Here is a 26,058-nt window from a genome sequence, read left to right as displayed (position 1 = left end):
AACAGGGCAGTTGGCTCGTCACGGCATCTTCTGACGGGTCAATTGTTGTGTTTAAAAACAAGATTACAGGAGGTATTTATAAAGTGAAAGGTATTATATTAGCCGGAGGTTCCGGTACCAGGCTGTATCCTTTAACAAAAGCAATCTCTAAGCAGATTATGCCTGTTTATGATAAACCCATGATTTACTATCCCCTGTCCACGCTAATGCTGGCCGGTATCCGGGAGATTCTGATAATCTCCACACCAAGAGATCTTCCGGTATTCGAAGAGCTGTTTGGGACGGGAGAACAGCTGGGGCTGCATATGTCATACGCAGTTCAGGAGTCTCCCAGGGGACTTGCAGACGCCTTTCTTGTAGGGGAGAAATTTATCGGATCAGACAATGTGGCACTGGTTCTGGGGGATAACATTTTTTACGGCCAGAGTTTTTCCAAAGTGCTTCAGCAGGCTGCGGGGCGTGAAAAGGGTGCAACCATCTTCGGCTATTATGTCAGAGACCCCCGGGAATATGGGGTTGTAGAATTTGATGAAAGCGGCAGGGCTCTTTCTATTGAGGAAAAGCCGGAGCATCCAAAGTCCAACTATGCAGTTCCAGGACTCTATTTTTATGATAACGATGTAGTTGAGATTGCGAAAAATGTGAAGCCTTCAGCCAGGGGCGAGATCGAAATTACCAGTGTTAACAATGAATATCTGAGGAGAGGTACCCTGCAGGTAGAGACTCTGGGAAGGGGATTTGCATGGCTGGATACAGGGAATCATGACTCTCTTTTGGATGCCGCGGATTTTGTTTCGGCGTTTCAGAAACGTCAGGGGCTCTACATCTCCTGTATAGAGGAAATTGCATATAAACGCGGGTTTATTAACCGGGAGCAGCTGATTCATCTGGCGCAGCCGCTTTTAAAGACTGCATATGGTCAGTATCTGATGGAAGTGGCGGAAGGCCTGTAGCGTTATTTCGGGAAGAAACACCGGGTAGTTTGGTTTGACAATAATTGATAAAACGAGGTTAACGAAAGATGGGAAAAATAAAAGTAACAACCTGTGAAATTGAGGGGCTGAGAGTGATCGAACCTGCGGTTTTCGGGGATGAACGCGGTTATTTTATGGAAACCTATAACTATAATGATTTCAAAGAAGCCGGAATTGATATGCCCTTTGTACAGGATAATCAGTCCTGTTCCAAAAAGGGGGTTCTTAGGGGGCTTCACTTTCAGATTCATTATCCACAGGATAAGATTGTTCGGGTAGTCAGAGGTGAGGTATACGATGTGGCTGTGGATTTGCGGAAAGGCTCTCCCACGTTCGGAAAGTGGCATGGGGAACTCCTCTCGGCAGAGAATAAAAAGCTGTTTTTTATTCCGAAAGACTTTGCCCATGGCTTTCTGGTGCTCTCTGAGGTTGCAGAGTTCGCTTACAAATGTACAGATTTTTATCATCCCAACGACGAAGGGGGGATTATCTGGAACGATCCCCAAATAGGGATTGCGTGGCCGATTCCGGAGGGAATGGAATTAACTATTTCTGAAAAGGACCAAACATGGGGCGGATTACAGGATTTTGAGAAATAGGTAAGGAGAAAATTACATGAACATGTTTAGAGAACTGTTGGCGAACAGGAAACTCATATGGAAACTTGCAAAAAATGATTTCAAAACCAAATACTCCGGTTCATATTTTGGAATCTTCTGGGCTTTTGTTCAGCCAATTGTTACCGTATTAATCTATGTCTTTGTATTCCAGGTAGGGTTTAAGGCGCAGCCGACAGATACAGGATATCCGTATGTACTGCAGCTGGTATCAGGCATTATCCCCTGGTTTTTCTTCTCAGAGGCGCTGTTAAGTGCTACGAACTGTCTGTTGGAATATAGTTATCTTGTGAAAAAAGTAGTGTTTAAAATCAGTATCCTGCCTATTGTTAAAGTGTTATCTGCAATATTTGTGCATATCTTTTTTATTTGCTTTGGCGTGCTGCTGTTTGTCATTATGGGGAAGATACCGCCGATACAGTTTGTCCAGATTGTTTATTATATGTTCTGTACGCTGTGCCTGGCCATCGGTCTGAGCTTTTTTACCTGTGCCATCGTGCCATTTTTCAGAGATTTTTATCAAATGGTAAGCATTGCACTGCAGATTGGGATGTGGCTTTGCCCTATTATGTATGATATATCTTTAATCCCAACTAAGATACAGTTTTTTTTGAAGCTGAACCCTGTGTATTATATTGTGCAGGGATACCGTGACTCCTATATGAATGGAATCTGGTTCTGGCACCATGGGACTATGGGAATTTATTTCTGGGTAGTAACCATTTTGTTCGGGATTCTGGGATTCAAAACCTTTAAAAAGCTGAGGGTTCACTTCTCAGATGTCTTATAGGAGGAAACATGAAAAATATTGCAGTAGAAATAAAGAATGTTAGAAAAGTATATAAGCTCTTTGACAAACCTACGGATCGGTTGAGAGAGTCCCTGTCTTTTACCCACAAAAACTATCACAGGGATCACTTTGCTCTGGAGGATATTTCATTGACGGTTCATGAGGGAGAATGTGTGGGAATCATCGGTACCAATGGTTCTGGTAAATCTACCCTTCTGAAGATTGTCACAGGTGTTCTCAATCCTACGGAGGGGAGTGTGACCGTAAATGGAAAAATCAGTGCCTTGCTGGAGCTGGGAGCCGGATTCAACATGGAATACACCGGAATTGAAAACATCTATCTGAACGGAACGATGATGGGCTTCTCAGAGGCGGATATGGATAAGAAGATAGACGACATCATAGACTTTGCAGAAATTGGAGATTTTATTCAGCAGCCGGTGAAAACTTATTCCAGCGGTATGTTTGCCCGTCTGGCCTTCGCTGTGGCTATTAATGTAGAGCCAGATATTTTGATTGTGGATGAGGCGTTGAGTGTGGGGGATATCTTCTTCCAGGCGAAATGTTACCGAAAATTCAATGAGTTTAAAGAAAAAGGCAAAACAATTGTGTTTGTGTCCCATGATCTAAACAGTGTTCTGAAATACTGTGACAGAAGTCTTCTGATTCACCACGGCAAACAGATTGCTGTGGGCAAATCATCGGAGGTTATCGATATTTATAAAAAAATTTTGGCGAACCAGTACGATGAGAACGGGCCTGTGGAGCCTTCACAGGAAGTAAGCGCCGCTGAGAATAAGCCCGAGGAAATCTGGAAGGAAAAGCTGGTCACCAATCCTCAGGTGATAGACTATGGGGAGAAAAAAGCAGAAATTGTAGACTTTGCCATTGTTGATGAAAAAGGGATGATCACATCCACCATAGACAAAGGAAGCAGATGCAAGATTAAAATGAAAGTGTTTTTCCACGATACTGTTCAAAATCCTATCTTTGCCATTACCATAAAGGACAGGAAGGGGACAGAGATTACCGGGACAAATACTGCATTAGAGGATAATAACCTGTCAACAGGCAAAAAAGGAACTACGGCTACAGCGGTATTTGAACAGAGAATTGACCTTCAGGGAGGACAGTATCTGATCTCCTTCGGGTGCACAGGATATGAGCTGGACAGCCTTGTTGTGTATAATCGTTTGTATGATGCCTGCTTTTTGGAGGTATTCTCTGCCAAAAATACCATTGGCTACTATGACATGAATTCCAGCGTTACCTATGAAAAATAAAACAGGATGGATACAAAATGGGTGAGAAAATAGGAAAAGTAAAGATGAACCTGGATTACTATGGAGGGGAAGACCTCTATAGTGACGGTGAGGTGGAGGAGCAGCTTCTTAAGATTGTTAAGAGCCACAGGGAAGAAGAATTTCCTGAGATCATCATGAAGGAGAAATCATGGCCGATTCTGTACCATTTGTCTAAGCAAAGGCAAAATATTATTGAGTGGTATCCTTTTGAACCTGAGGCTGCGGTATTTGAAGTGGGCGCAGGCTGCGGGGCGATCACCGGGGCGCTTACAAGAGCAGTGAAGAAAGTAGTCGCCAATGATCTGTCTAACAGAAGAAGTATGATCAACGCTTACCGGAACCAAAATGCAGGGAACCTGGAGATTATGGTGGGGAATTTTAATGAGGTCTCCGCACATACAGAGGAGAAATTTGATTATGTAACCCTTATCGGTGTGTTTGAGTATGCAGAAAGCTACATGGGCACCTGCAGTCCCTATGACGATTTCCTTACGAAGATTAGAGGCCTCCTGAAGGCAGAAGGCACAGTCATTATAGCAATTGAGAATAAGCTTGGGCTGAAGTATTTTGCAGGCTGTCCGGAAGATCACGTGGGACGGCCTTTCGAGGGGCTGGAAGGATACCCCAACACTAGCGGAGTGAAAACCTTCAGCAAGAAGGAACTTTCAGAACTCTTAGAGGGCAATGGATTTCATGAGGTTCAATTTTATTACCCGTATCCCGACTACAAACTTCCTACCACCATCTACTCAGATTCGTATCTTCCCAAGGATGGAGAGCTGGTGAATAACCAGAGAAATTTTGATACGGATCGTATTGTGCTGTTTGATGAGACAAGAGCGTTTGATTCAATCATAAAGGCTGGTCTGTTTCCGGAATTTTCCAATTCCTTTTTGGTGACCGCCCAAAAAAGGGGGGAACAGGATGCGTAAAGTAGTATTTGCTAAATTTTCCAAAGAGCGCAGAGAAGAATATCAGATTATGACTCAGGTTATAGAGGGTAATCCAAGAAGGCTGCTGAAAAAGGCTGCATCTCCAAAGGCCGTGGGACATATTCAGAAGCTGGAGGCTTCCTGCAGGATCCTCCTGGAAGAATATAAGGATAATAAAGAAGTTATTATCTGTCCATGCAGTCTGGTTGAGGAAGGCACTGCAGAATTCTCGTACATTGAGGGAGAAAGCATGGAGGAACGTCTGGAAAAGTGTATCAATCAACAGGATTGGGAAGGGCTTCTGGAGGAGATAAGGCTTCTGGAAAGAATTGTCTCTGGTGTCAGGCATGCCGGAGAGTTTGTGAGGACAGATTCTTTTGATGCTATATTTGGAGAGGTTCGGCTGCCGGAGGGGATGAGAGCCGGTGCTGTCTCTAATGTAGATATCATTCCCACGAACCTAATTTTTAGAAACCAATATTACATGATTGACTATGAATGGGTTTTTGATTTTCCTGTACCTTTCTCTTTCATTTTGTTCCGTGCACTGTTCCACAGTGTGGAGATCAGCAAGCTGCCCCGGGAGATGATAGATAAAGTTTATGATACCGTGCATATTTCAGAGGAAGAACGAAGGCTGTATTTGGAAATGGAGATTTCACTCCAGCGTTATATCACAGGGGAATACACAGTCCTGGGGGAACTGTATCGGCGAATGGATCGTCAGTGCTATATGCTGCGGGAACTGGATACTCAGAATGTATTCACCAGAGTACGTCTGACAGCAGAGAAGGAGACGCCCGGGGAAGCGAAGGAACTGTTCAATTACAGGACCAAGGACAAGGAGATTTCACTCAACATTCCGCTTCAGAATACGGGCATTCAGAGGCTGTTCTTGTACCCGGAGGAGAAAAGCTGTATCCTGGAACTCACAGAGGTGGCTGCCCGGACCGGGGAGGACTGGACTCCAATTTCCCTGGAACAGCATAACGGTGCCCTGGTCAGAGAAAACTGCATCTATTTCCTGGACAAACCTTTTATGATTATTGAGAATGAGGACTATGATGAAGTGGGAGTGAAATACCGTATAATCTTCAAAACTGCGGAGGATGCTAAGAGAATGTCGGAACTGGTGCTAAATATCCGTCATTTGCAGGATAAAATCAAAAAGATGGAGAATACCAAGGTCTGGAAGGCATACAGAAAATATAAGGATATGAGAGAAAAGTAATTGGAGGCTATTATGGATGTAACTATTGTAATCCCCACGAAAAACGGAGGAGAACTGCTGGACAGGGTACTGGCGGCAGTATTTTCACAAAAAACCCAATATACCTATGAGGTTATATGTGTGGATTCCGGCTCTAAGGATAACACGCTGGACATCATAAGGAAATATGACTGTAAGCTGTACCAGATTCCTCCCTCTGAGTTCGGTCATGGAAAAACAAGAAATTACGGTGCCTTCAAGGGAACGGGAACCTATATTATTTTTCTTACGCAGGATGCTCTCCCGGCTGCGGAAACCTGGCTTCAGAATTTTATCGACGCTATGAAGCTGGATTCGGATATTGTAGGGGGCTTTGGGATTCACTATCCGTACGAGGACTGTAATATTTTTGAAAAAAGAGATCTGGACGGACATTTTAAGGGATTCGGGCTTGACAATACTATATACTTTCTGGAGGATCCAAAACGGTATAAAGAGGAGGAGGCCTACCGACACAAATTGGCGTTTTTTTCAGATAACAATTCCTGTGTCAGGAGAGATATCTTTGAAAAGTATCCCTATGAAGATGTGAATTTTGCCGAGGATCAGCTCTGGGCAATTAAAATGATTGAGTTGGGTTATAAAAAGGTGTATTGTCCGTTTGCACCGGTATACCATTCCCATAACTATCCTATAGGGACGTATTTTTCCAGATATTATGATGAGTATAAAGGGCTGTATGAACTGCACAGATATAAACTGGTAGAGAAGTGGTATCACCTTCCCCGATATACATGGAATCATATACGGGGAGATTACCATTATCTTAAGTCAATTACACTGCCCAGGAAAGAGAAAGTAAAATGGCTGATTTATTCCATTAGGAAAAATCACTGCAGATATTTTGGAGGATATCTGGCAGGGCGTTATGCAGACTGGTCGCCGAAAAAGCAGCAGAGGATAGACCGGCTGATTTCGCAGCAGTATAAACAGATACATGCGTAAGGGAGTTTGAGTATGAGAATAAAGAGAGGTAAAAAATGGGAAGAGTAGTCAGATTTACAAAAAGAGCCTGCAGCTTTTTAAAACGCAAAGGGATCCGGGGGATCATTGACAAGATTAATGAGGAAGAGATGGAACCTCCTAAGATTGAGACCATTGAATTCTACCGGTATATTATGGACCGCACGGAGATCCCCTTTTCAAAGGAAGCGTACGAGTCACACAAGATGGAGGAAACATACCTTTTAAACTGGGTGATCCCGGAGATGGGGGTTGGATCCGGGGGACATACTACTATATTTCGGTTTGTTTCTAATCTTGAAAATATGGGATTTCACAGCAGGATTTATCTGCACAAATCTCCGAATTTTAAAGACAATGAGAGTCTGAAAGAATTCCTGCGAAAGTATTTCCCTATTCTGGATGAGCGGGTAGAAACCTATTACGATGTATCTCTGGCGGAATATGCACATGCGACCATTGCGACATCATGGAGCACCGCTTATTTTGTCAGGAATTTTAATAATACAATCTCTAAATTCTATTTTGTCCAGGACTTTGAACCATATTTTTATGCCCATGGATCCGAATATGAATTTGCGGAGAATACTTATAAGATGGGATTCCGGGGAATCACGGCAGGGGACTGGCTGAGGGACAAGCTGAGAGAGGAATATCAGATGGAGACCGGAAGCTTTCATTTTTCCTATGAAAAGAAGTTTTATTATCCCAGAGAGCGGACAGACAGTGTGCAGAGAGTGTTTTTCTATGCACGGCCTGTGACGCCCCGCCGGGACTTTGAATTGGGCCTACTGGCACTGGACGAGCTTTGCAGACGAATGCCAGAGGTAGAAGTGATCTTTGCGGGGTGGGATATCAGCAATTACAACATTCCCTTTAAACATCAGAATAAGGGGATTCTGGATATGAATGGATTGGCAGAGTGCTATGCCCAAAGTGACTTATGCCTTGTAATATCCAATACAAATCTCTCTCTGGTTCCCCTTGAAGTTATGGCCTGCAATTCTGTTGCCGTATGCTCTAAGGGAGCCAACAGCTCCTGGATGGTAACGGAGGAAAATGCTGTTTTGGTTGACTACGATCCCAATGAAATTGCGGATACCCTGGAATATTATCTCACCCACGAGGAGGAGATGGAGAAGTACAGGAAAAAGGGGCTTGCCTATGTAAAGGATACCTCCTGGCTGAAGGAAGCAGAGAAGGTCCGTGATATGCTGAAAAACTGGATCCGGGAGGATGAAGCAAAACTGATGGAAAGCGGGAAATAGATATGGAAAAGCTGCAGCGCATTCTGGAGTACGGAAAAACCTATGGTGTCAGAGAAATGATGAATAAGTCTGCAGAATTTCTCACAGGCAGGAGGATTGCCTATGAAAAGTGGTTCCAGATGCACCGGGCATCCTCCAGGGAACTGGAACTGCAGAGGAAAGAACATTGGGAAGATGCTCCTCTGGTAAGCATCATTGTGCCTGCATACTGCACACCGGCCCTTTTCTTTCGCCAAATGACAGATTCAGTTATAGCCCAAAGCTATGAAAACTGGGAGCTATGCATTGCTGACGGGAGCGGAAAGGACAAAACAGAATTGGAAGACCTGGTAGAGAATGCATATGCCGGGGAGAAAAGAATCCGTTACAGACTTTTGGAGGAAAACCTGGGGATCTCCGGAAACAGCAATGCAGCCCTTGCAATGGCTTCCGGAGATATCATTGCATTGCTGGATCACGACGATGTGCTGGCGCCGGAAGCACTCTATGAGATAGTAAAGGCTTATAAGGAAAATCCCGGAGCAGAAATTGTATATACGGATGAGGATAAGGTGGATATGGAGCTTGTGACTCATTACCAGCCGCATTTCAAGCCGGACTTCAATCTGGATTATCTGAGAACGAATAATTACATCTGCCATCTGTTTACGGTCAGAAAAGAGACGGCAGAGACGGCTGGCGGTTTTCGAAAGGAGTATGACGGGGCACAGGATTACGACTTTATTCTGAGGTGCACGGAGGTAGCAGCAGAGATTGTGCACATACCTAAAATATTATACTACTGGAGAATGCATCCAGGTTCCGTTGCCGGGAATCCGGAAAGTAAGGCGTATGCCTACGAGGCCGGAAGAAGGGCGGTGGAATCCCATTTGAACCGTCTCAGCATAGAGGCACAGGTGGAGCACGCAGGCCACTGGGGGCTTTACCGTACCCGCTACGCGCTGACCGGCACACCGCTGGTTTCCATTATCATTGCACCGGTTACTTCTGAGACTAAGGCAGAGGCGTGCAGAAAAAAAATTCAAAGTCGCACGTCATACACCAATTATGAGATCGTGACCCTGGGTGAGGCTGCCAGGGGAGAGTATCTGGTGTTTTTCAGTGAGGATATCACCGTACTGAATGACGGGTGGCTGGAAGAGATGCTCTCTAACTGCCAGAGACCGGAGGTTGGTGCAGTGGGGGGAAAACTATTTTTTCCGGATCAAAGGGTATATTCCGCAGGGATTCTGCTGGGAGTCAAGGGACTGGGTGCCCATGCATTTTCCGGGCTTCCAAAGGAGGAACTGGGATACTGTGCAAGAGCGGTAATGCAGCAGGATGTGAGTGCGGTTTCCTCAGAGTTTATGATGGTAAAAAAAGAGGTATACGATATAGTAAGCCAGAATCAGGAACATCTCTTTACAGACAGAGGTCTGGCCAATCTGGATTTTTGCCTGAAGGTGAAACAGGCGGGATATCTGATTGTGTATCTGCCTATGGCAGAGGCTTGTACAGAACGATCTCCGTCTAAGCAAAAGGAGAAAGCTGTGGTTGAGACATCGTGTAATCCAAAAGAAGTGGACAAGTTCTGTGAAATATGGAAGAGTGAGCTTAAGAGAGGGGATCCCTGTTATAATCCTAACCTGACGAAAAAGAGATGTGATTTTTCTTTGGGATAGTGTGAGAAGAAGAAAGGCGGGTAGCAAATATGAAAGTTTTAGTGACAGGAGCAAAGGGCCAGTTGGGTACTGATGTTATGAATGAGCTGGCAAAAAGAGGATATGAGGGCATCGGGGTAGACGTAGAGGAGATGGATATCACAGATCCTGAGGCTGTGGAAACAGTTATTTCAGAGTCTGGGGCAGATACTGTGGTACACTGTGCCGCCTACACGGCAGTTGATGCGGCTGAGGACAATGAAGAGCTTTGCCGGAAAGTAAATGCCTTCGGGACAGAAAATATTGCAAAGGTATGCAAAAAACTGGATGCAAAGATGGTATACATCAGCACAGACTATGTGTTTGACGGAGAAGGGGAACGGCCCTGGGAACCGGATGATCCCAGGCAGCCTCTGAATATCTATGGACAGACAAAATATGAAGGGGAACTGGCAGTAGAAAACAATGTGGAGAAATTTTTTATTGTCCGTATTGCGTGGGTGTTCGGCGTAAATGGGAAGAATTTTATAAAGACGATGCTGAATCTGGCAAAATCACATGATGAGCTGAATGTGGTAAATGATCAGATAGGATCTCCCACGTACACATATGATCTGTCGAGACTGCTGGTAGATATGATAGAGACAGATAACTATGGCTTTTATCATGCGACAAATGAAGGTCTATGTACCTGGTATGAATTTGCAAGTGAAATCTTCCGTCAGGCAGGAGTTAAAGTTAAGGTGAATCCTGTGGACAGTTCTCAGTTTCCGGCAAAGGCAAAGCGTCCTCATAACAGCAGGATGAGTAAAGAAAAGCTTACGGCAAACGGATTTCAGCGCCTGCCGGCATGGCAGGATGCGCTGTCCCGCTATCTGGATATTATTCTGGAGCGTTGACGGAGGTTACAGTTACGAAAGAAAAATGAGGCACCGGAAATACCGGCAGCCTCATTTTAATTTTCGTTTTTATTCTCTTCCGGATTTCTGTATAGATCCCGTATGATGAAGAGAGGTGCTTTGTTGATGCTGAGAAAAACACGTCCGATATATTCTCCCAGCAGCCCCAGCATAATCATAAGCAGACCACCGATTACCAGCAGTACACACATCAGGGAGGCCCATCCCACAATTGGCTCTGGATGGAAGAATTGGCTAATCACAATGTAGAGTGCCCCCAGGAATCCAAGGCAGGAGAAAACACCGCCAGCAATGCTGGCCAGGCGCAGAGGCTTAATGGAAAAGGAAGTAAATCCATTCAGCCAGAGCATGACAAGTTTTCCGAGGGTAAAGGTTGTGGTACCGAATTCCCGTTCCTTATGGTCAATATAGACATTGGCGATTTTATCTGTGGAACGGAGAATTAATCCCCAGATATAGGGGAAACCGCTGTCATACTTCAGTATCTGGTCTACCACAAAATGGGTCATGATAAAGTAACTGCATAAAGTCAGTTCTTTTGGTTTGTTCAGCAGGCAGGTGGCCATGCGATCGTTCAGACGGCTGCCCCAGTTTTTAAAACGGCTGTGTTTCTTCACATGGTATTTGCCAAAAACCACATCGTATCCTTCCTGGATCTTTTCCAGAAGCTTGTGAGCTTCCATAGGGGGATTCTGGCCGTCGTCATCCAGGGAAATGATGTAGTCCCCGGTACACAGGGAGTAGCCCGCCATCAGTGCGGCATCTTGTCCAAAATTTCGGGACAGATTTGCAGCGATTATCTGGGGATGTTTATGGGCAAGCTCCTGGATGACGGAAAAGGTATTGTCTTTGGAACCGTCATTTACCAGTATAATTTCGTAATTATAGTCATCCGCGGGGAATGCCTGAAAAATCCCTTCTACCACATGACCGACAGACAGCTCTGAGTAGTAGCAGGGAATTACAAATGAAAGTTTTTTATCATATTTCAAGGGAATTGCCTCCTCTTTCTCTAATCCTTGCAGGGGTTATTATAGCATAGGAAAAAATGGAAAGAAAGGGGCAAGAGAGGAAGCTTAAAGATTTTTAAGAAAGATTTAATTAAATTTTAGACACAGTATGATATGATAAGGAGCGGGTATTTAGGGAGAAAATTAAAATAAGGAGTATAATTTATGAAAGAGTATCTGTTGAAAAATGAGGGGAGAAACTTAAACAGGTTTTTTATTGCTTTTGTATTTGTGTTTGTGCTCATGTGGGCATTTATTATACCGTACAATAATGCACCGGATGAGTATATGCGATATGAGATTCCGCATTTTATTTATAAATATGGAGCTCTGCCTCACGGAGGAGATCCCAGGATCCGGGACCCCTACTGGGGAGTTTCCTATGGCTTTTTTCCTATCTTATCGTATATTTTTTCTGCGGGATTTATGAAGATTGTGAGCTTTTTTTCTGCCAGTGATTTTGCTCTGGTTATGGCGGCCAGGATACCAAGTGTACTGTTTACTACAGGAACGGCAGTTTTTGCCGTAAAAATCGGAAAGAAATTATTTCCGGAATCAGGAAGCTGGCTTTATATTGCACTCTGCATGCTTCTGCCGGAGGCTGTATTTGTGGGGGCATATGTTAATAATGATGCTATGGCTATCTTCTCCACAGCCTTTATCGTATACATGTGGATAAGGGGAATTGAGACCAAATGGGACTATAAATACTGTGCTGGCCTTGCTGTGGGTATGTCATTTTGTATACTTTCTTATTACAATGCCTATGGTTATCTTCTAAGCAGTGCTTTTATTTTTGCCTGTTCTATGTTACTATGTCAGGAGAAAAAGTGGCAGTGGAGTCCTTTTTTGAGGAAGGGCCTGTTTATTCTGGGGATCGTGTTTCTGCTGACCGGATGGTGGTTTATCCGCAATTATATAATTTATGACGGGGATTTTCTGGGCCTGAAGACAAATAACTACTATGGTGATTTGTACGCCATTCCCCAGTACAAGCCGAGCCTGAATCCTAACCCGCATCATACCGGTATAGGGCTGGGGGGAATGCTCTTTGGTCAGCAGTGGCTGCACAAGGTGTTTCAGAGTTTTGTAGGGGTGTTTGGATATATGGATGTCTATCTGCCCCAGGGTATATATGCTGTTTATCTTGTTATATTTACCGGAGGAGCTTTGGGATGTCTGATTCGTCTGAAAAGGCTTTTTACAATCAGAAAAAACAGAGAATGGGTCATGGAGGGCTTTTTCCACATTGGGATGCTGGCGGCCATAGGCATCACCAATTTTCTAAACCTTTATCATTCTTACTTTGTAGATTTCCAGCCCCAGGGAAGGTATAGTCTGCCAATGCTGATTCCATTTATGTTTTATGTAGTATATGGAATTAAGACCTTGGCACAAATAATGATAAAAGATGGGAAAAAGCAAAAAGCTGTCTATGGACTCCTTGTTGTGTTTGTTGCAGCTGTAGCTTTGTATAGCTTCTTTGGTGTTATATTCCCTAAATACGGGTTTGTACATTTTACGTAATCTAAAAGGAGAACAACAGTGAAAAAAATATCACCCATACAGATTATAGTACTGCAGCTGGCGGTTATCATTTATACATTTGAGACCGTGGCTGCAAAGTTTGCCTCAGGCTATCCCTTTTTGTCCTGGGGATTTATCCTGTGTTATGGGATCCAGATGGGCGTTCTGGGAATATATGCTGTCGTTTGGCAGCAGGTGATAAAGCGTGTGGAACTATCTGTGGCCTATGCCAACAGAGCGTTTGCAATATTCTGGTCCATGCTGTGGGCAGTTTTATTTTTTAAGGAAACCGTAACTCTTCGCAATTTACTGGGCGTTGGGATTATATTTGCAGGGATAATGGTGGTGAATACAGATGACAGTGAATAATTATTATTTATTTCTGGTGGCAGCGGTGGTAGTGGCCGCCTTTTCTCAAGTGCTGCTGAAGAAAAGTGCCGGGAAGGTCTACCCTTCGATTATACGAGAGTATCTTAATATCCATGTAATTGCCGGGTATGCACTGATGATTCTATCTACTTTACTTACCATTGCTGCGTACAAAAAAGTAGACTTTAAGAATGGGCCTGTGGTTGAGTCTTTGGGATTTATATTTGTAATGGTACTCAGCTGGGTGTTCTTTCAGGAGAAGATCACGAAGAGAAAACTATTGGGGAATCTTTTGATTTTGGTGGGAATTGTAGTCTTTTACTCCTGAGATTATGCATGGAATCTTGCAAAAGCCTCTGGATAATGCTAGAATACTGTATCAAGTACACAAATGTCTGCTCCTGGCAGGCGATATATAAGGAAAAACATTATGAGTGAAAATAATAATATGCCTTTGGGAGGAATAGAGTGGAGCAGAGTATTGAAAAAGCTCTCTCCTTATACTATCCAAAAGGGGCTGAGATATCTGAAGCATTACGGATTAAAGGAATTCTGGGTTCGGCTCAGCGAGCGGTTTGAACCTGAGGAAATTCCTTACGGGCCCTGGTACGAACAGTACATACCAGGAAAAGAGGAACTGGAGCTGCAAAAGAGTAGACATTGGAATAAGAAATATAAAATTAGTGTGGTAGTGCCGGCGTACCGTACGCCGGAGCTTTTTCTGCGCCAGATGCTGGATTCTCTGTTGGATCAGACCTATGATAATTGGGAGCTGTGTATAGCTGACGGCAGCCCGGAGGATAAAGGTATGGAAGAGATTCTGGAGGAATATGCAGATAAAGATTCCAGGATTCATTTTCAGAAACTGGAGAAGAACCTGGGAATTGCAGAAAATACGAACGCGGCTTTTGCTATGGCTTCCGGTGATTTTGTGGGGTTGCTGGATCACGATGACCTTCTGGCGCCCAATGCCCTATATGAGATTGCTGCCGCTCTGGAACGAGATGAAATGACAGATGCTGTCTATACAGACGAGGATAAAGTCACTGCAGAGCTGGACGAGCATTTCCAGCCCCATTTTAAACCTGATTTTAACCTTGACCTGCTGCGCTCCAATAATTATATCTGTCATTTTTTTGTGGTGAGAAAAAAACTGGTGGAACAGGCAGGGGGATTCCGCAGAGAGTTCGATGGGGCTCAGGACTATGACTTCATATTCCGCTGTGTGGAGAAGGCCCGGAAAGTGGCACATGTACCGGAGATACTCTATCACTGGAGAACACACAAAGCATCAACGGCAGATAATCCTGCCAGTAAAATGTATGCTTTTGATGCAGGAAAAAGGGCAATTGAAGCCCACCTGGACCGGATGGGAGTGAAGGGAAGGGTAAGCCATACCAAGGACCTGGGGTTTTACCGGGTAGAGTATCCGGTTGACGGAGAGCCTTTGGTGTCTGTGATTATCCCCAATAAAGATGAGAAAGAATCATTAAAGAAATGTCTCGATTCAGTAATGGAACTAACATCTTACTCCAATTACGAGATCTTGATAATAGAGAATAACAGTACTTCGCCGGAGATATTTCAGTATTATGAGGAACTGAAAACGAATGAGAAGATACGTGTCATTGTCTGGGAGGGTGAATTTAATTATTCTGCAATTAATAATTATGCGGTTTCCTATGCGAATGGGGAATATCTGCTGTTTCTGAATAATGATATTACAGTGATTAATCCCAGGTGGATGGAAGAATTGCTGGGCCACTGCCAGAGAAAGGAAGTGGGTGCTGTGGGGGCGAAGCTGTATTATCCGGATGACACCATTCAGCATGCGGGCTGTGTCATTGGGATGGGCGGTATTGCCGGCCATATGTTTGTAAACATGCCCAGAAGCAGGACCGGATATCTCCACAAAGCCTCCGTTCAGCAGGATATGAGTGCGGTGACGGCAGCCTGCATGATGATGAAGAAACACGTGTTTGCTCAGGTGGGCGGCTTTTCCGAAGAACTGAAGGTTGCTTTTAACGATATAGATCTCTGCCTGAAAGTAAGACAGGCAGAATATTTGATTGTTTATAATCCTTATGCGGAACTGTATCATTATGAATCAAAAAGCAGGGGGATTGAAGACAACAAAGAAAAAGTACGAAGATTTCAAAGAGAAATAGAATATATCCGCTGTCATTGGGAAGAGATATTAAAAGAGGGAGATCCCTGCTACAATAAAAATCTATCTCTGACGAAATGGAATTATTCTTTGAAGCCAATAGAACGTCTGAAGCATCAGATGAGATAGAAGAGGTAGTATTATGAAGGAAGTATCCGTCGTGATACCTAATTTTAATGGAATTGCATATATGAGAGACTGTCTGGAGGCGCTGAAGGCTCAGCGCTTTACCAACTTTGAGGTAATCGTTGTCGACAATGGATCTTCTGATGGGAGCCGTGAGCTTGTCCAGCAGGAATATCCGGAGGTAAAGCTGATCGCGCTTTCTGAGAATTTTGGGTTCTGCAGGGCTGTAAATGAGGGGATATATGCATCCAGCGCCCCATATGTGCTTCTGCTGAACAACGATACAAAAGCGGAAAAGGATTTTGTGGGGAATTTACTGAACAGCATCCGTAAAAGTCCAAAAAGATTTTCCTGTCAGGGTAAGATGGTGCAGATGCACGATCCCTCAAGGATAGATGATGCGGGGAATTACTACTGTGCTCTGGGGTGGGCATTTGCCAGGGGGAAAGGGAAGCTTCAGGAAATGTATCAGCGTGAGGAAAAGATATTTGCCGCCTGCGGCGGAGCTTCTATCTACCGGAAAAGTATTATGAAAGAAATCGGATATTTTGACGAGGAACACTTTGCGTATCTTGAAGATATAGATATCGGGTATCGGGCCAGAATCTATGGATATGAGAATATCTTTACTCCGGATGCTGTTGTACATCATGTGGGAAGCGGAACCAGCGGCTCCAGATATAATTTGTTTAAGGTACGCTATTCCTCCAGAAATAATATCTACCTGATTTATAAGAATATGCCTCTCCTTCAAATTCTATGGAATCTTCCGCTGCTTCTGGCCGGATTTCTGGCGAAAGAGATATTTTTTGCGGAGAAAGGTTTTGCAAGAGAATATGCAGCCGGGATTGTCAATGGTTTTAGAATCAGCGCAAAGGAAAAAAAGGTAAAATTTTCCGGAAAACATTTGATAAATTATCTGAGAATCCAGTGGGAACTGTATCTTAATATAGTAAGAAGACTGATGCGCTGACAGGACAAGGAGAAAGGAACGTGACGATATGCTGGAATATATGAATAAAAACAGAAAAGTATTTGCAGGAGCATTTCTTTTCTCTCTGGTTTGTTTTGGTTTTATGCTGACACATCATACAATAACCATTGATGAAGAAACGTGGATTCTGGCGGACGGGTCTTCTCTTCTCTGGCTCCTTCAGGGGAGGTTCAGCACCCAAATTTTCAACTGGCTGTTTACACAGAATGGTAATTATGCACCGTTTTTGTGGGACTTTCTGTCGATTGTTCTCTGGAATCTTTCGGGCATTATCTACGCCTACAGTCTTCTGGGAAAGGATTCAGGGGATAAGAGACTGCCTCTTTTCTTTTTCTGTTCGTACTATTCTTCCCTGCCCTTCGTGGTAGGAGAGATTCTTTCATTTTCCATGTTTAATCTGCAGGTTTGTGTGGCTATGGTTTTTACCGCACTTGCTTTCTGGCGGTCTGTTTGCCTGCTAAAGGGCAGCGGAAAGAAGGAAATTCCCGTCATTTTGCTTCTCTTGATCTTTGCGTTTGGGGTTTATCAGGCTCTTATCTGTGTGTATGTTACAGCCGTTGTGGGCTACTGCCTTCTAAACTTTATGGATGGGCGGGAGCGGCTTGGCAGAGAGATTGGGGTATGTGCCTCTCTGTGCATTGGAAGCATTATCATATATTACCTGATTAATATGGGTGTTGTCTTCCTGACCGGAACCGCAGATTACCTGGAGGAAAATTATGTGGGATGGCTGGATGAGGGCGGTCCTCTGAGGGCCCTGTTTATGGCATTTGCTAATATAGCGCGTGTTTCCTTCGGCATTCCAGTGGGAGAAGTAAAAATATACGGTGGAGTGGTTCTCTGTGCGGTGACAGCAGCCTTTGTACTCTTTTCCGTCTGGAGATTCTTTGCGGAAAAAGGGGGAAGAAGAAAAGCAGGGATTCTGTTTTTTACGGCAGCTCTTACGGCAGCTCCGTTCATCCTGTACCTGGTACTGGGGACTTATAAAACCCACGGAAGACACCTTCTTGCACTTCCTTTGGCAGGAGGGATAGAAATCTGGCTGATTCTCTCTGCCATAAAGCGCAGCGCAGCCAAAAAAACAGCGGTTGTTGTTCTTTCCTATCTGCTGTTTTTAAATGCCCGAAACATGAATCTTTTGTTTTACTATGGGAGTATCGGATATGAGCATGATCGGACTGTTGCCAACCAGTTGATGTACGATATAAAAAAGGGGGGCATGGATTATCATAAGAAACCGGTGGTTTTTGTGGGAATGGAAGATTATGATTCTGTTCCAATAGAAACATCTGATACTATCGGAGGCTCTGTCTTTGCATGGGATGACGGCAATATTGCCAGGATGGCTGATTTTTTGGCTACCGAGGGTTACCGGATTATGAAACCTACGCCAGAACAGATCAAAATCTCTCTGGATCAGATGGAGGGAATGAGGGAATGGCCTATGGAAAATAGTATCCGGGAGACTGACGAGACAATTATTGTTTATTTTTCCCAGCCCACCGGGAAGTGGTTTTTGACGAACAATGTTGAATAAGGAAAGACTTAAGAAAATATTTAGTTGCCCTTTGTATGGTTTTATTGTATAGTATTAATGATTAAGATGAAATAGAAGGTGGTAACCATTGATTAAAGACAATCAAAAGCATTTTAACCGCTTGCATGTAGTGATTGATGCTTTTGTAATTGCTGTGTCTTACTGGCTGGCATGGTTTATCAAGTTTGAAAGTCCCTTTTTTCAGAATTCGGTAAAGACATTATCGTTTGAACGTTACATGGCAGCTTTGGTTGTCATCGTTCCGGGATATTTGATATTATATTATGCATTTAACCTGTATACCCCCAAACGGGTGCAGGGAAGGCGGCTGGAAGTCAGCAATATCGTTAAGGCGAATACCATTGGTTTGTTTCTGCTGATTGTCGGACTTTATCTGATGCGGGAAATTAATTTTTCACGTACTATGCTCTTTATTTTTTACGGCATCAATATTGTGGCTGAGACAATTGTGCGCAATGCTATACGGTTTATTCTCCGTGACATGCGCCGGCGGGGGCTGAATCAAAAGCACATTTTGCTGGTGGGGTACAGCAGAGCGGCAGAAGAGTATATCGACCGTATCATTCAGAATCCTCAGTGGGGATATAAGGTTCGGGGTATTCTGGATGACAGTGTAGAGGCCGGGACCGAATACAAAGGGATTAAAGTCATTGGGAGAATTGAGAATCTTCTGGTAATTCTTCCGGCAAACCGTTTGGATGAAATTGCGATTACCCTGGGTCTAAGTGAATACTTCCGGCTGGAGGAGATTGTTTCTCTCTGCGAAAAGTCCGGCGTTCATACAAAGTTTATCCCAGATTATAATAATATTATTCCTACAAAACCATATACGGAAGATATTTTAGGACTTCCGGTAATTAATATTCGCTATGTTCCATTGTCCAATACCTTTAATGCTATGGTAAAGCGTCTGATGGACATTGCAGGTTCCATTGTTGCAATTGTATTATTTTCACCTGTTATGCTCTTTACGGTGATTATGATAAAAATCACCTCTCCGGGTCCATTGATCTTTAAGCAGGAGAGGGTTGGCCTTCACAACAGAAACTTCTGGATGTATAAATTCCGCTCTATGGATGTGCAGCCGGATGCAGAAGAAAAAAAGGCCTGGACAGTTAAGGATGACCCAAGAGTTACAAACTTCGGCAAGCTGATGCGGAAAACAAGCATTGATGAGCTGCCGCAGCTGTTTAATATTTTAAAAGGGGATATGAGCCTTGTGGGGCCCAGACCGGAACGTCCGTTTTTTGTAGAGAAGTTCAGGGAAGAAATCCCAAGATATATGATTAAACATCAGGTGCGGCCCGGGCTTACCGGATGGGCACAGGTGAATGGATACAGGGGGAACACATCCATTCGCAAAAGAATTGAATATGATTTATATTACATTGAGAATTGGACCATTGGTCTTGACATCAAAATTTTGTTTTTAACCATATTCAAAGGATTTGTAAACAAAAACGCTTATTAGGTTAAGGGGATTGAAAATGGCTAAGAAAAAACTGAATAAGGCCAGCAAGGCCTACAAAAGACGAAAGAGAAGAAGAATATTATTTGGTATTGAATTGCTTATTCTGCTGGTGCTGATCAGTGCACTGTTTGTGTATGCCAAATTAAATCAGCAGCTGGACAAAATCGATACTAAGACCCTTGATATGGAAAAGGTAGAGATTAATGAGGAGGTTGTGCAGAATGAGAAGCTTACCGGCTATATGAATATTGCACTGTTCGGACTTGACTCCCGTGACGGGAACCTGGAAAAGGGGAACAGTGATACTATGATTATCGCCAGTATCAATAATGACACCAAAGAAGTACGGCTTATTTCTCTTTACCGTGATACGTACCTCAATGTGGGAGACGACACTTATACAAAATGTAATGCTGCCTATGCTTACGGAGGACCGGAGCAGGCGATTTCCATGATGAATACGAATCTGGATCTGGATATCACCCAATATGTATCTGTAAATTTTGACTCCCTAATTGAAGTCATAGATATGTTAGGGGGAATTGAAATTGAAGTTGACGATCAGGAGTATGTCCATCTGAATAATTACTGTGTGGAGCTGAAGGAAATTACCGGAAAAGACTATGAGAAGCTCCCGGGGCCGGGGACTTATAATATGACAGGAATCCAGGCAACTGCCTATGCAAGAATCCGTTATACATCCGGCAATGATTTTACCAGGACAGAGCGACAGAGAGAGGTTATTTCTAAGATTGTGGACAAAGCAAAAACTGCAGGGGTACCTACTCTAATGAAAATTATGGATAAGGTGTTCCCTATGATTTCTACTAACCTGCAGAAAAATGAAATTATCGACATGGGTATGTCCATGCTGTCCTACCAGATTACAGAGACGGCAGGCTTCCCGTTTGAACACACGGAGAAAAAGGTAAAGAAGCAAGATTGTGTAATACCGGATAATCTGGAGACCAATGTAGTACAGCTGCATCAGTTCCTGTTTGCAGATGAAGCCTATGCACCTTCCGATACTATTCATAAGAGAAGCAAGTATACGGTTGAACTGACAGGAATCGGTAAAAACAAATCCGTTGACAGCAGCAGTGACGAGAGCAGTGAAGAATAGAAAATGATCAGTTATAACAGTGACCCGGGTAAACACCCGGGTCACTGTTATAACGTCAGGAAGGAGAAGAAAAGGATGGAAGAGAGGAAGAAAGGCAGAAAAACAGTGGATGTAGTGATTCCTGTTTACAAAGCCGGGGATGAATTTGTAAAGCTGCTTCATGGGCTGGCGAAACAAAGCTATCCCATAGAAAAAATTGTAATCATGAATACAGGGAAGGAATATTGGAAGGAATCCTGGGAGAGGGAGGTTCCTAATATGGAAGTACACCATATCGAAAAGTCCGAATTTGATCATGGAGGAACCAGGGATGAAGCTGTAGGGTATTGCTGCCAGGAAGACATCGTCCTTTTTATGACCCAGGATGCGGTACCCGCAGATACACATTTGGTAGAGAACCTGACAGAAGCCTTTGAAAATGAAAAGGTAAAAGCTGCCTATGCACGTCAGCTGCCGAACAGCGACTGCCGGATAATAGAGCGGTATACCCGCTCCTTTAATTATCCGAAAACCAGCCGTATAAAAAGCTTAGAGGATTTGCCTGAATTGGGGATTAAGACATTTTTCTGCTCTAATGTATGTGCTGCTTATGACCGTCTTGCGTATGAGAAGCTGGGCGGGTTTCCCCTGCACACAATATTTAATGAAGATATGATTTATGCGGGCCATCTGATTCATAAAGGGTATGCCATTGCGTATACGGCCAAGGCCAGAGTCTATCATTCCCACAACTATGGGAATATCCAGCAGCTGAAGAGAAACTTTGATCTTGCTGTTTCCCAGGTAACTCATCCGGAGGTTTTCGCAAATATAAAGTCGGAGAATGAGGGGATACGCCTTGTAAAGAGAACAGCGGCCTATCTGTGTGCCATACACAAGCCATGGCTGCTTCCCTATCTGTTCTTAAACAGTGGATTTAAGTTTCTGGGATACCGTCTGGGGAAGGCCTACCGCAGGCTGCCCAAATGGCTGATCCGTATATGCACCATGAATAAGGAATACTGGACATTTAAAATGTAATCTGGTATGATAAGCCTGTTATTGTAAAAGGACAAAAAACAAGTACGATTGTACAAACAGGTGGAGGTTAAAAGTATGTGTGGAATTGTAGGATATATTGGCGAACAGCAGGCTGCTCCCATTCTGCTGGATGGACTTTCAAAGTTGGAATACAGAGGATATGACTCCGCGGGGATTGCTGTCTACAATGGAACCGATATTGAGATGGTAAAATCCATGGGCAGGTTAAAGGTTCTGGATGAACTGACACATGGAGGAAGCACACTCCCCGGTACGGCAGGGATCGGGCATACCCGGTGGGCTACTCACGGATCACCTTCGGATATTAATGCCCACCCCCACTTTAACAGAGACGGCAGTATTGTTGTAGTACACAACGGAATTATAGAAAATTATCTGAAGCTAAGAAAAAAGCTGGAAAATAAAGGCTATGAATTTGTGTCAGAGACCGATACAGAGGTAATTGCCCATCTGCTGGACTACTACTATAAAGGAGATCCCCTGGAGGCAATTGTAAAGATCATGCACCGGATGGAGGGCTCTTATGCACTGGGGATTATGTTTCAGGAGCATCCTAAGCAGGTATACGCGGTGCGAAAGGACAGTCCTCTTATTGTAGGTAAAAGCCAGGTGGGAAATTTTATCGCTTCTGATGTTCCTGCTGTCTTAAAATATACAAGAAGTGTATATTTTATTGAGAACGAAGAAATTGTCCGCATGACCAATGACAGTGTGGAGTTTTTTAATGTGGATGAAGAAGTTCTGGAAAAGACGCCTACCACCATTGAGTGGGATATTAGTGCTGCTGAGAAGGGCGGCTATGAATTTTTTATGCTTAAGGAGATGTATGAGCAGCCGAAAGCAGTGACAGATACCTTAAGCCCGCGTCTGAAGGACGGTGATATTGTCATTGAAGAACTGGGGATGACAGACGAAGAGATCCGGGCGATAAAGAAAATATATATTATAGCCTGCGGTTCCGCTTATCACACAGGAGTAACAGCTAAGTATGTGTTTGAAGGGCTGGCCAGGATTCCCGTAGAGGTCGATCTGGCATCGGAATTCCGGTACAGGAACCCTATCTTCGAACCGAATACCCTTGCTGTCATTGTGAGCCAGTCCGGGGAGACAGCGGATTCTCTGGCCGCTCTCAGGGAGGCAAAATCTCATGGAATTAAAGTGCTGGGCATTGTAAATGTGGTGGGAAGTTCTATCGCCAGGGAAGCTGATAATGTCATGTATACCTGGGCAGGCCCTGAGATTGCGGTTGCCACAACAAAAGCATACAGCACACAGCTGATTGCCCACTATCTGCTGGCAATGAAGTTTGCAAAGGTAAGAGGCGAGATCTCGGAAGAAGTATTCCAGGAGATGATAGAAGATCTGAAGCGGCTTCCTGCACAGATTGAGCTTCTGCTGGCGAATAAGGAGAGAATACAGAGATTTGCCAACAGATATCTGGCTACAGAGCATGTGTTCTTTATCGGCAGGGGCATAGACTATGCTATCTCTATGGAGGGATCTTTAAAGCTGAAGGAGATCTCCTATATCCATTCAGAGGCGTACGCGGCAGGAGAATTAAAGCATGGCACCATCTCTCTGATTGAGGAGGGGACCCTGGTGAGCGCGGTTCTTACCCAGGAAGAGCTTTACAAGAAAACCTTAAGCAACGTGCAGGAAGTAAAAACCAGAGGGGCTTTTGTACTGGCTGTTACAAACGCCGGTAATATTGAAATTGAAAAAAGTGCTGACTATGTGATCTACCTTCCCAAGACAAACAAATATTTTGCTAATTCTCTTGCAATTATACCTCTTCAGCTTTTTTCATATTATGTATCTTTGGGCAAAGGCCTTGATGTAGATAAGCCCAGAAACCTGGCAAAATCGGTCACTGTTGAATAGAAAATAAAGAAATTTCCCCTTTCATGATTTCTTCAACGTTCTATCACAATTTAGACACAAATGGTTGTTAGACTAAAGCCATAAGATAAAGAAAGATAAATAAAAACGTTGAAGATAGAAGGGAGCATGATTATTATGAATGAAGAGTGGAACAGAGATAATTCATTAAACAATTTACCGGAAGGCACAGAGCATCCCGGGGAAGAGAATCAAAAGGAAGATACTATCCGCAGTTCGGAGTCACAGATTAATTTTACTATGAGAGACAGCAGCGGGGAGGAAGAAGCAAGACAGACCTCCGCCTCAGAAAAGGAGGATGCCGGAGAACAAAAAACCCAGTATCACTCCTACCATATTTCAAATCCTGTCCCCCCTCAGGAGCCCCCCAAGAAAAGGAAAAAGGCCGTTTCCTCAGGAGGATGGGGAAAGAAATTTGCCGTATGCGTTAGCTTTGCCGTAGTATTTGGGCTCGTGGCCGGTGTTAGTTTTCAGGCAGTCAATGCGGTAGGCAACAGTCTGAACGGTACAAAAGAAAAGGAACAGGTCAAGATTGGAACCACAGATCCGGTTGGAACCTCTGACAGTTCAGTGATTAATACCTCCGCGGCAGACACATCCGCAGCGGGATCTTCCGTAAAAGAAGTTGCTAAAAATGTAATGCCATCCCTGGTAGCTATCACGAATATCAGTGTCCAGGAAGTTCCGAATTATTTTGGTTTTGGCAGCCAGCAATATGAGGGTAAGAGCAGTGGGTCAGGAATTATTGTAGGGCAGAACGACTCAGAACTACTGATAGCTACCAATAACCACGTAGTAGACGGAGCCACAACCCTTACAGTCTGCTTTACCGGGCAGGAGGATGCGGCTGCTGCAGAATCTGACAGTCAGTCAGCTTCTTCCAGCGAACAGGATCCCAATGCAGTGGAGGCTCAGATAAAAGGTACCGATCCAGATAACGATCTGGCTGTAATTGCGGTAAAATTAGCAGATATCCCGGAAGACGTTAAAAGTCAGATTAAAATTGCTAAATTAGGAGACTCTGATGCCCTTGAGGTAGGTGACCAGGTAGTTGCTATCGGCAATGCCCTCGGATACGGACAGTCTGTAACATCCGGATATGTCAGTGCTCTGAACCGGGAAGTAAGCGTTGAAAATGTTACAAGCAGATTGATTCAGACAGACGCAGCTATCAACCCAGGCAACAGCGGCGGTGCGCTCCTGAACATGAAGGGTGAGGTTATCGGTATTAACTCCGTTAAATTTGCATCCAGTGAAGTAGAAGGCATGGGGTATGCAATCCCCATTACAACAGCGGAACCTATCTTAAATGAACTGATGAATCAGGAGACAAAATATAAAGTGACAGATGAGAATAAGCAGTCTTATCTGGGAATTAGCTGTAAAAATGTAGATTCGCAGATTACAGAGATGTATAATATGCCTCAGGGAGCCTTCGTATCAGAAGTTACCTCAGGAGGTCCTGCAGAGGCAGCGGGGATTAAGAAAGGCGACATTATCACAAAGATCGAAGGAACCAGTGTCTCTTCAGCAGATGCCCTCATTGAGCAGCTGGAATATTATGAGGCAGGAAAGACTGTGGATGTGACGGTTGCACGTGCGGAAAACGGAGAATACAAAGAGCAGACTCTTTCTGTAACCTTAGGAAACAAGAGTGATATGCCCTCCAATGTACAGCAGAAACAGTAATAAATGACTACAGAATAGGATAAGGGAACCGCAGGCTATTTGTCGGCCTGCAGTTCCTTTTTCATGTGCGCCCGGCGGCGCACGTTTCTAACCGGTGCAAGTCCGGAATCCGCCCGGTGGTGGGAAGGATATAGCCGAAGGCAAGGGTGTCCATTGTGAGGTGGAATCCGAAGGAAGCCGGATATGGGGAACATACGAACCCATGGGCAAATCTCTGGTCTGACGAACAGAAACCACATAAGAGGCTATGCATGAGGATAAGGCTGCATGACAAGTCGAAGTCCAATAACTACCCGGAATCATGTATGGTAGATGTGGCAGATGGATGGAGAGAAAGAAACGTGTGGTACCTGGGGAGGTCTGCACGACACGCCCTGAAAGGGGTAACCATTATGGAGAGATAATG

At 44.1% G+C, this 26,058-nt stretch carries 23 protein-coding genes; 22 read left to right on the top strand and 1 reads right to left on the bottom strand.

Annotation, left to right across the window (positions count from 1 at the left end; translation table 11 throughout):
- Positions 1 to 83: 83 nt before the first annotated feature.
- The 10 genes from rfbA (at position 84) to rfbD (ending at position 10,657) form a co-directional block, all read left to right on the top strand.
- Complete coding sequence (rfbA, locus tag BUA56_RS16350; protein WP_072853662.1) at positions 84 to 953, top strand: glucose-1-phosphate thymidylyltransferase RfbA; 870 nt, start codon at positions 84 to 86, stop codon at positions 951 to 953.
- 68 nt (positions 954 to 1,021) lie between these two features.
- Positions 1,022 to 1,573, top strand: a complete 552-nt coding sequence (gene rfbC, locus BUA56_RS16345) for a dTDP-4-dehydrorhamnose 3,5-epimerase (RefSeq protein WP_072853660.1) — start codon at positions 1,022 to 1,024, stop codon at positions 1,571 to 1,573.
- Positions 1,574 to 1,589: 16 nt separating this feature from the next.
- Complete coding sequence (locus tag BUA56_RS16340) at positions 1,590 to 2,381, top strand: ABC transporter permease (protein ID WP_072853658.1); 792 nt, start codon at positions 1,590 to 1,592, stop codon at positions 2,379 to 2,381.
- Positions 2,382 to 2,389: 8 nt separating this feature from the next.
- Positions 2,390 to 3,664: an ABC transporter ATP-binding protein gene (locus BUA56_RS16335; RefSeq protein WP_072853656.1), complete on the top strand. Its 1,275-nt coding sequence runs from the start codon at positions 2,390 to 2,392 to the stop codon at positions 3,662 to 3,664.
- A 17-nt stretch (positions 3,665 to 3,681) separates the two neighbouring features.
- Positions 3,682 to 4,617 carry a class I SAM-dependent methyltransferase gene (locus BUA56_RS16330; RefSeq protein ID WP_072853654.1) on the top strand — a complete coding sequence of 312 codons (936 nt, stop codon included), beginning with the start codon at positions 3,682 to 3,684 and terminating at the stop codon, positions 4,615 to 4,617.
- A complete protein-coding gene (locus tag BUA56_RS16325; protein WP_072853652.1) occupies positions 4,610 to 5,848 on the top strand; it encodes a hypothetical protein in 1,239 nt (412 codons plus the stop codon). The genes BUA56_RS16330 and BUA56_RS16325 overlap by 8 nt, the downstream gene beginning before the upstream one ends.
- A 12-nt stretch (positions 5,849 to 5,860) precedes the next feature.
- Positions 5,861 to 6,832, top strand: coding sequence for a glycosyltransferase family 2 protein (locus BUA56_RS16320; protein WP_072853650.1), 972 nt, complete (start codon positions 5,861 to 5,863; stop codon positions 6,830 to 6,832).
- Between the two features lie 35 nt (positions 6,833 to 6,867).
- The gene (locus tag BUA56_RS16315; RefSeq protein WP_072853649.1) at positions 6,868 to 8,118 is read left to right on the top strand and encodes a glycosyltransferase family 4 protein; all 1,251 of its coding nucleotides are present in this window, start codon (positions 6,868 to 6,870) and stop codon (positions 8,116 to 8,118) included.
- 2 nt (positions 8,119 to 8,120) lie between these two features.
- Entirely contained in the window at positions 8,121 to 9,779 is a 1,659-nt protein-coding gene (locus tag BUA56_RS16310) for a glycosyltransferase family 2 protein (RefSeq protein ID WP_084068027.1), read from the top strand.
- 29 nt (positions 9,780 to 9,808) lie between these two features.
- Positions 9,809 to 10,657 carry a dTDP-4-dehydrorhamnose reductase gene (rfbD, locus tag BUA56_RS16305; RefSeq protein ID WP_072853645.1) on the top strand — a complete coding sequence of 283 codons (849 nt, stop codon included), beginning with the start codon at positions 9,809 to 9,811 and terminating at the stop codon, positions 10,655 to 10,657.
- Positions 10,658 to 10,713: 56 nt separating this feature from the next.
- Here the strand turns inward: rfbD and BUA56_RS16300 are convergent, their stop codons facing one another.
- Positions 10,714 to 11,670 carry a glycosyltransferase family 2 protein gene (locus tag BUA56_RS16300; protein WP_072853643.1) on the bottom strand — a complete coding sequence of 319 codons (957 nt, stop codon included), beginning with the start codon at positions 11,668 to 11,670 and terminating at the stop codon, positions 10,714 to 10,716.
- Between the two features lie 183 nt (positions 11,671 to 11,853).
- Here BUA56_RS16300 and BUA56_RS16295 point away from each other — a divergent pair, with 183 nt between their 5' ends.
- From BUA56_RS16295 to BUA56_RS23030, 12 genes are all read left to right on the top strand, one after another.
- On the top strand, positions 11,854 to 13,215 hold the full coding sequence (locus BUA56_RS16295) for an ArnT family glycosyltransferase (RefSeq protein ID WP_072853641.1): 1,362 nt from the start codon (positions 11,854 to 11,856) through the stop codon (positions 13,213 to 13,215).
- Between the two features lie 18 nt (positions 13,216 to 13,233).
- A complete protein-coding gene (locus tag BUA56_RS16290) occupies positions 13,234 to 13,584 on the top strand; it encodes an EamA family transporter (protein WP_072853639.1) in 351 nt (116 codons plus the stop codon).
- On the top strand, positions 13,571 to 13,912 hold the full coding sequence (locus BUA56_RS16285; RefSeq protein WP_084068026.1) for an EamA family transporter: 342 nt from the start codon (positions 13,571 to 13,573) through the stop codon (positions 13,910 to 13,912). The genes BUA56_RS16290 and BUA56_RS16285 overlap by 14 nt, the downstream gene beginning before the upstream one ends.
- Before the next feature lie 102 nt (positions 13,913 to 14,014).
- Entirely contained in the window at positions 14,015 to 15,880 is a 1,866-nt protein-coding gene (locus BUA56_RS16280) for a glycosyltransferase family 2 protein (RefSeq protein WP_072853637.1), read from the top strand.
- A gap of 13 nt (positions 15,881 to 15,893) precedes the next feature.
- Entirely contained in the window at positions 15,894 to 16,850 is a 957-nt protein-coding gene (locus tag BUA56_RS16275; protein ID WP_072853635.1) for a glycosyltransferase family 2 protein, read from the top strand.
- A 40-nt stretch (positions 16,851 to 16,890) separates the two neighbouring features.
- Positions 16,891 to 18,408 carry a glucosyltransferase domain-containing protein gene (locus tag BUA56_RS16270; RefSeq protein ID WP_242946781.1) on the top strand — a complete coding sequence of 506 codons (1,518 nt, stop codon included), beginning with the start codon at positions 16,891 to 16,893 and terminating at the stop codon, positions 18,406 to 18,408.
- Positions 18,409 to 18,496: 88 nt separating this feature from the next.
- Positions 18,497 to 19,900, top strand: coding sequence for an undecaprenyl-phosphate glucose phosphotransferase (locus tag BUA56_RS16265; RefSeq protein WP_072853631.1), 1,404 nt, complete (start codon positions 18,497 to 18,499; stop codon positions 19,898 to 19,900).
- 16 nt (positions 19,901 to 19,916) lie between these two features.
- Complete coding sequence (locus BUA56_RS16260; RefSeq protein ID WP_072853629.1) at positions 19,917 to 21,023, top strand: LCP family protein; 1,107 nt, start codon at positions 19,917 to 19,919, stop codon at positions 21,021 to 21,023.
- A 75-nt stretch (positions 21,024 to 21,098) separates the two neighbouring features.
- The gene (locus BUA56_RS16255; RefSeq protein ID WP_072853627.1) at positions 21,099 to 22,043 is read left to right on the top strand and encodes a glycosyltransferase family 2 protein; all 945 of its coding nucleotides are present in this window, start codon (positions 21,099 to 21,101) and stop codon (positions 22,041 to 22,043) included.
- 75 nt (positions 22,044 to 22,118) lie between these two features.
- Positions 22,119 to 23,945, top strand: a complete 1,827-nt coding sequence (gene glmS / locus BUA56_RS16250; RefSeq protein WP_072853625.1) for a glutamine--fructose-6-phosphate transaminase (isomerizing) — start codon at positions 22,119 to 22,121, stop codon at positions 23,943 to 23,945.
- Between the two features lie 135 nt (positions 23,946 to 24,080).
- Positions 24,081 to 25,652 carry a S1C family serine protease gene (locus BUA56_RS16245; protein WP_072853739.1) on the top strand — a complete coding sequence of 524 codons (1,572 nt, stop codon included), beginning with the start codon at positions 24,081 to 24,083 and terminating at the stop codon, positions 25,650 to 25,652.
- A 251-nt stretch (positions 25,653 to 25,903) separates the two neighbouring features.
- Entirely contained in the window at positions 25,904 to 26,056 is a 153-nt protein-coding gene (locus BUA56_RS23030; RefSeq protein ID WP_072853737.1) for an arginase, read from the top strand.
- Positions 26,057 to 26,058: the final 2 nt, after the last annotated feature.

The organism is Lactonifactor longoviformis DSM 17459 (assembly GCF_900129135.1).
Taxonomy (GTDB): Bacteria; Bacillota; Clostridia; order Lachnospirales; family Lachnospiraceae; genus Lactonifactor; species Lactonifactor longoviformis.
The sequence above is the reverse complement of the archived record's forward strand: the minus strand, read 5'-3'. Positions and strand labels throughout refer to the sequence as shown.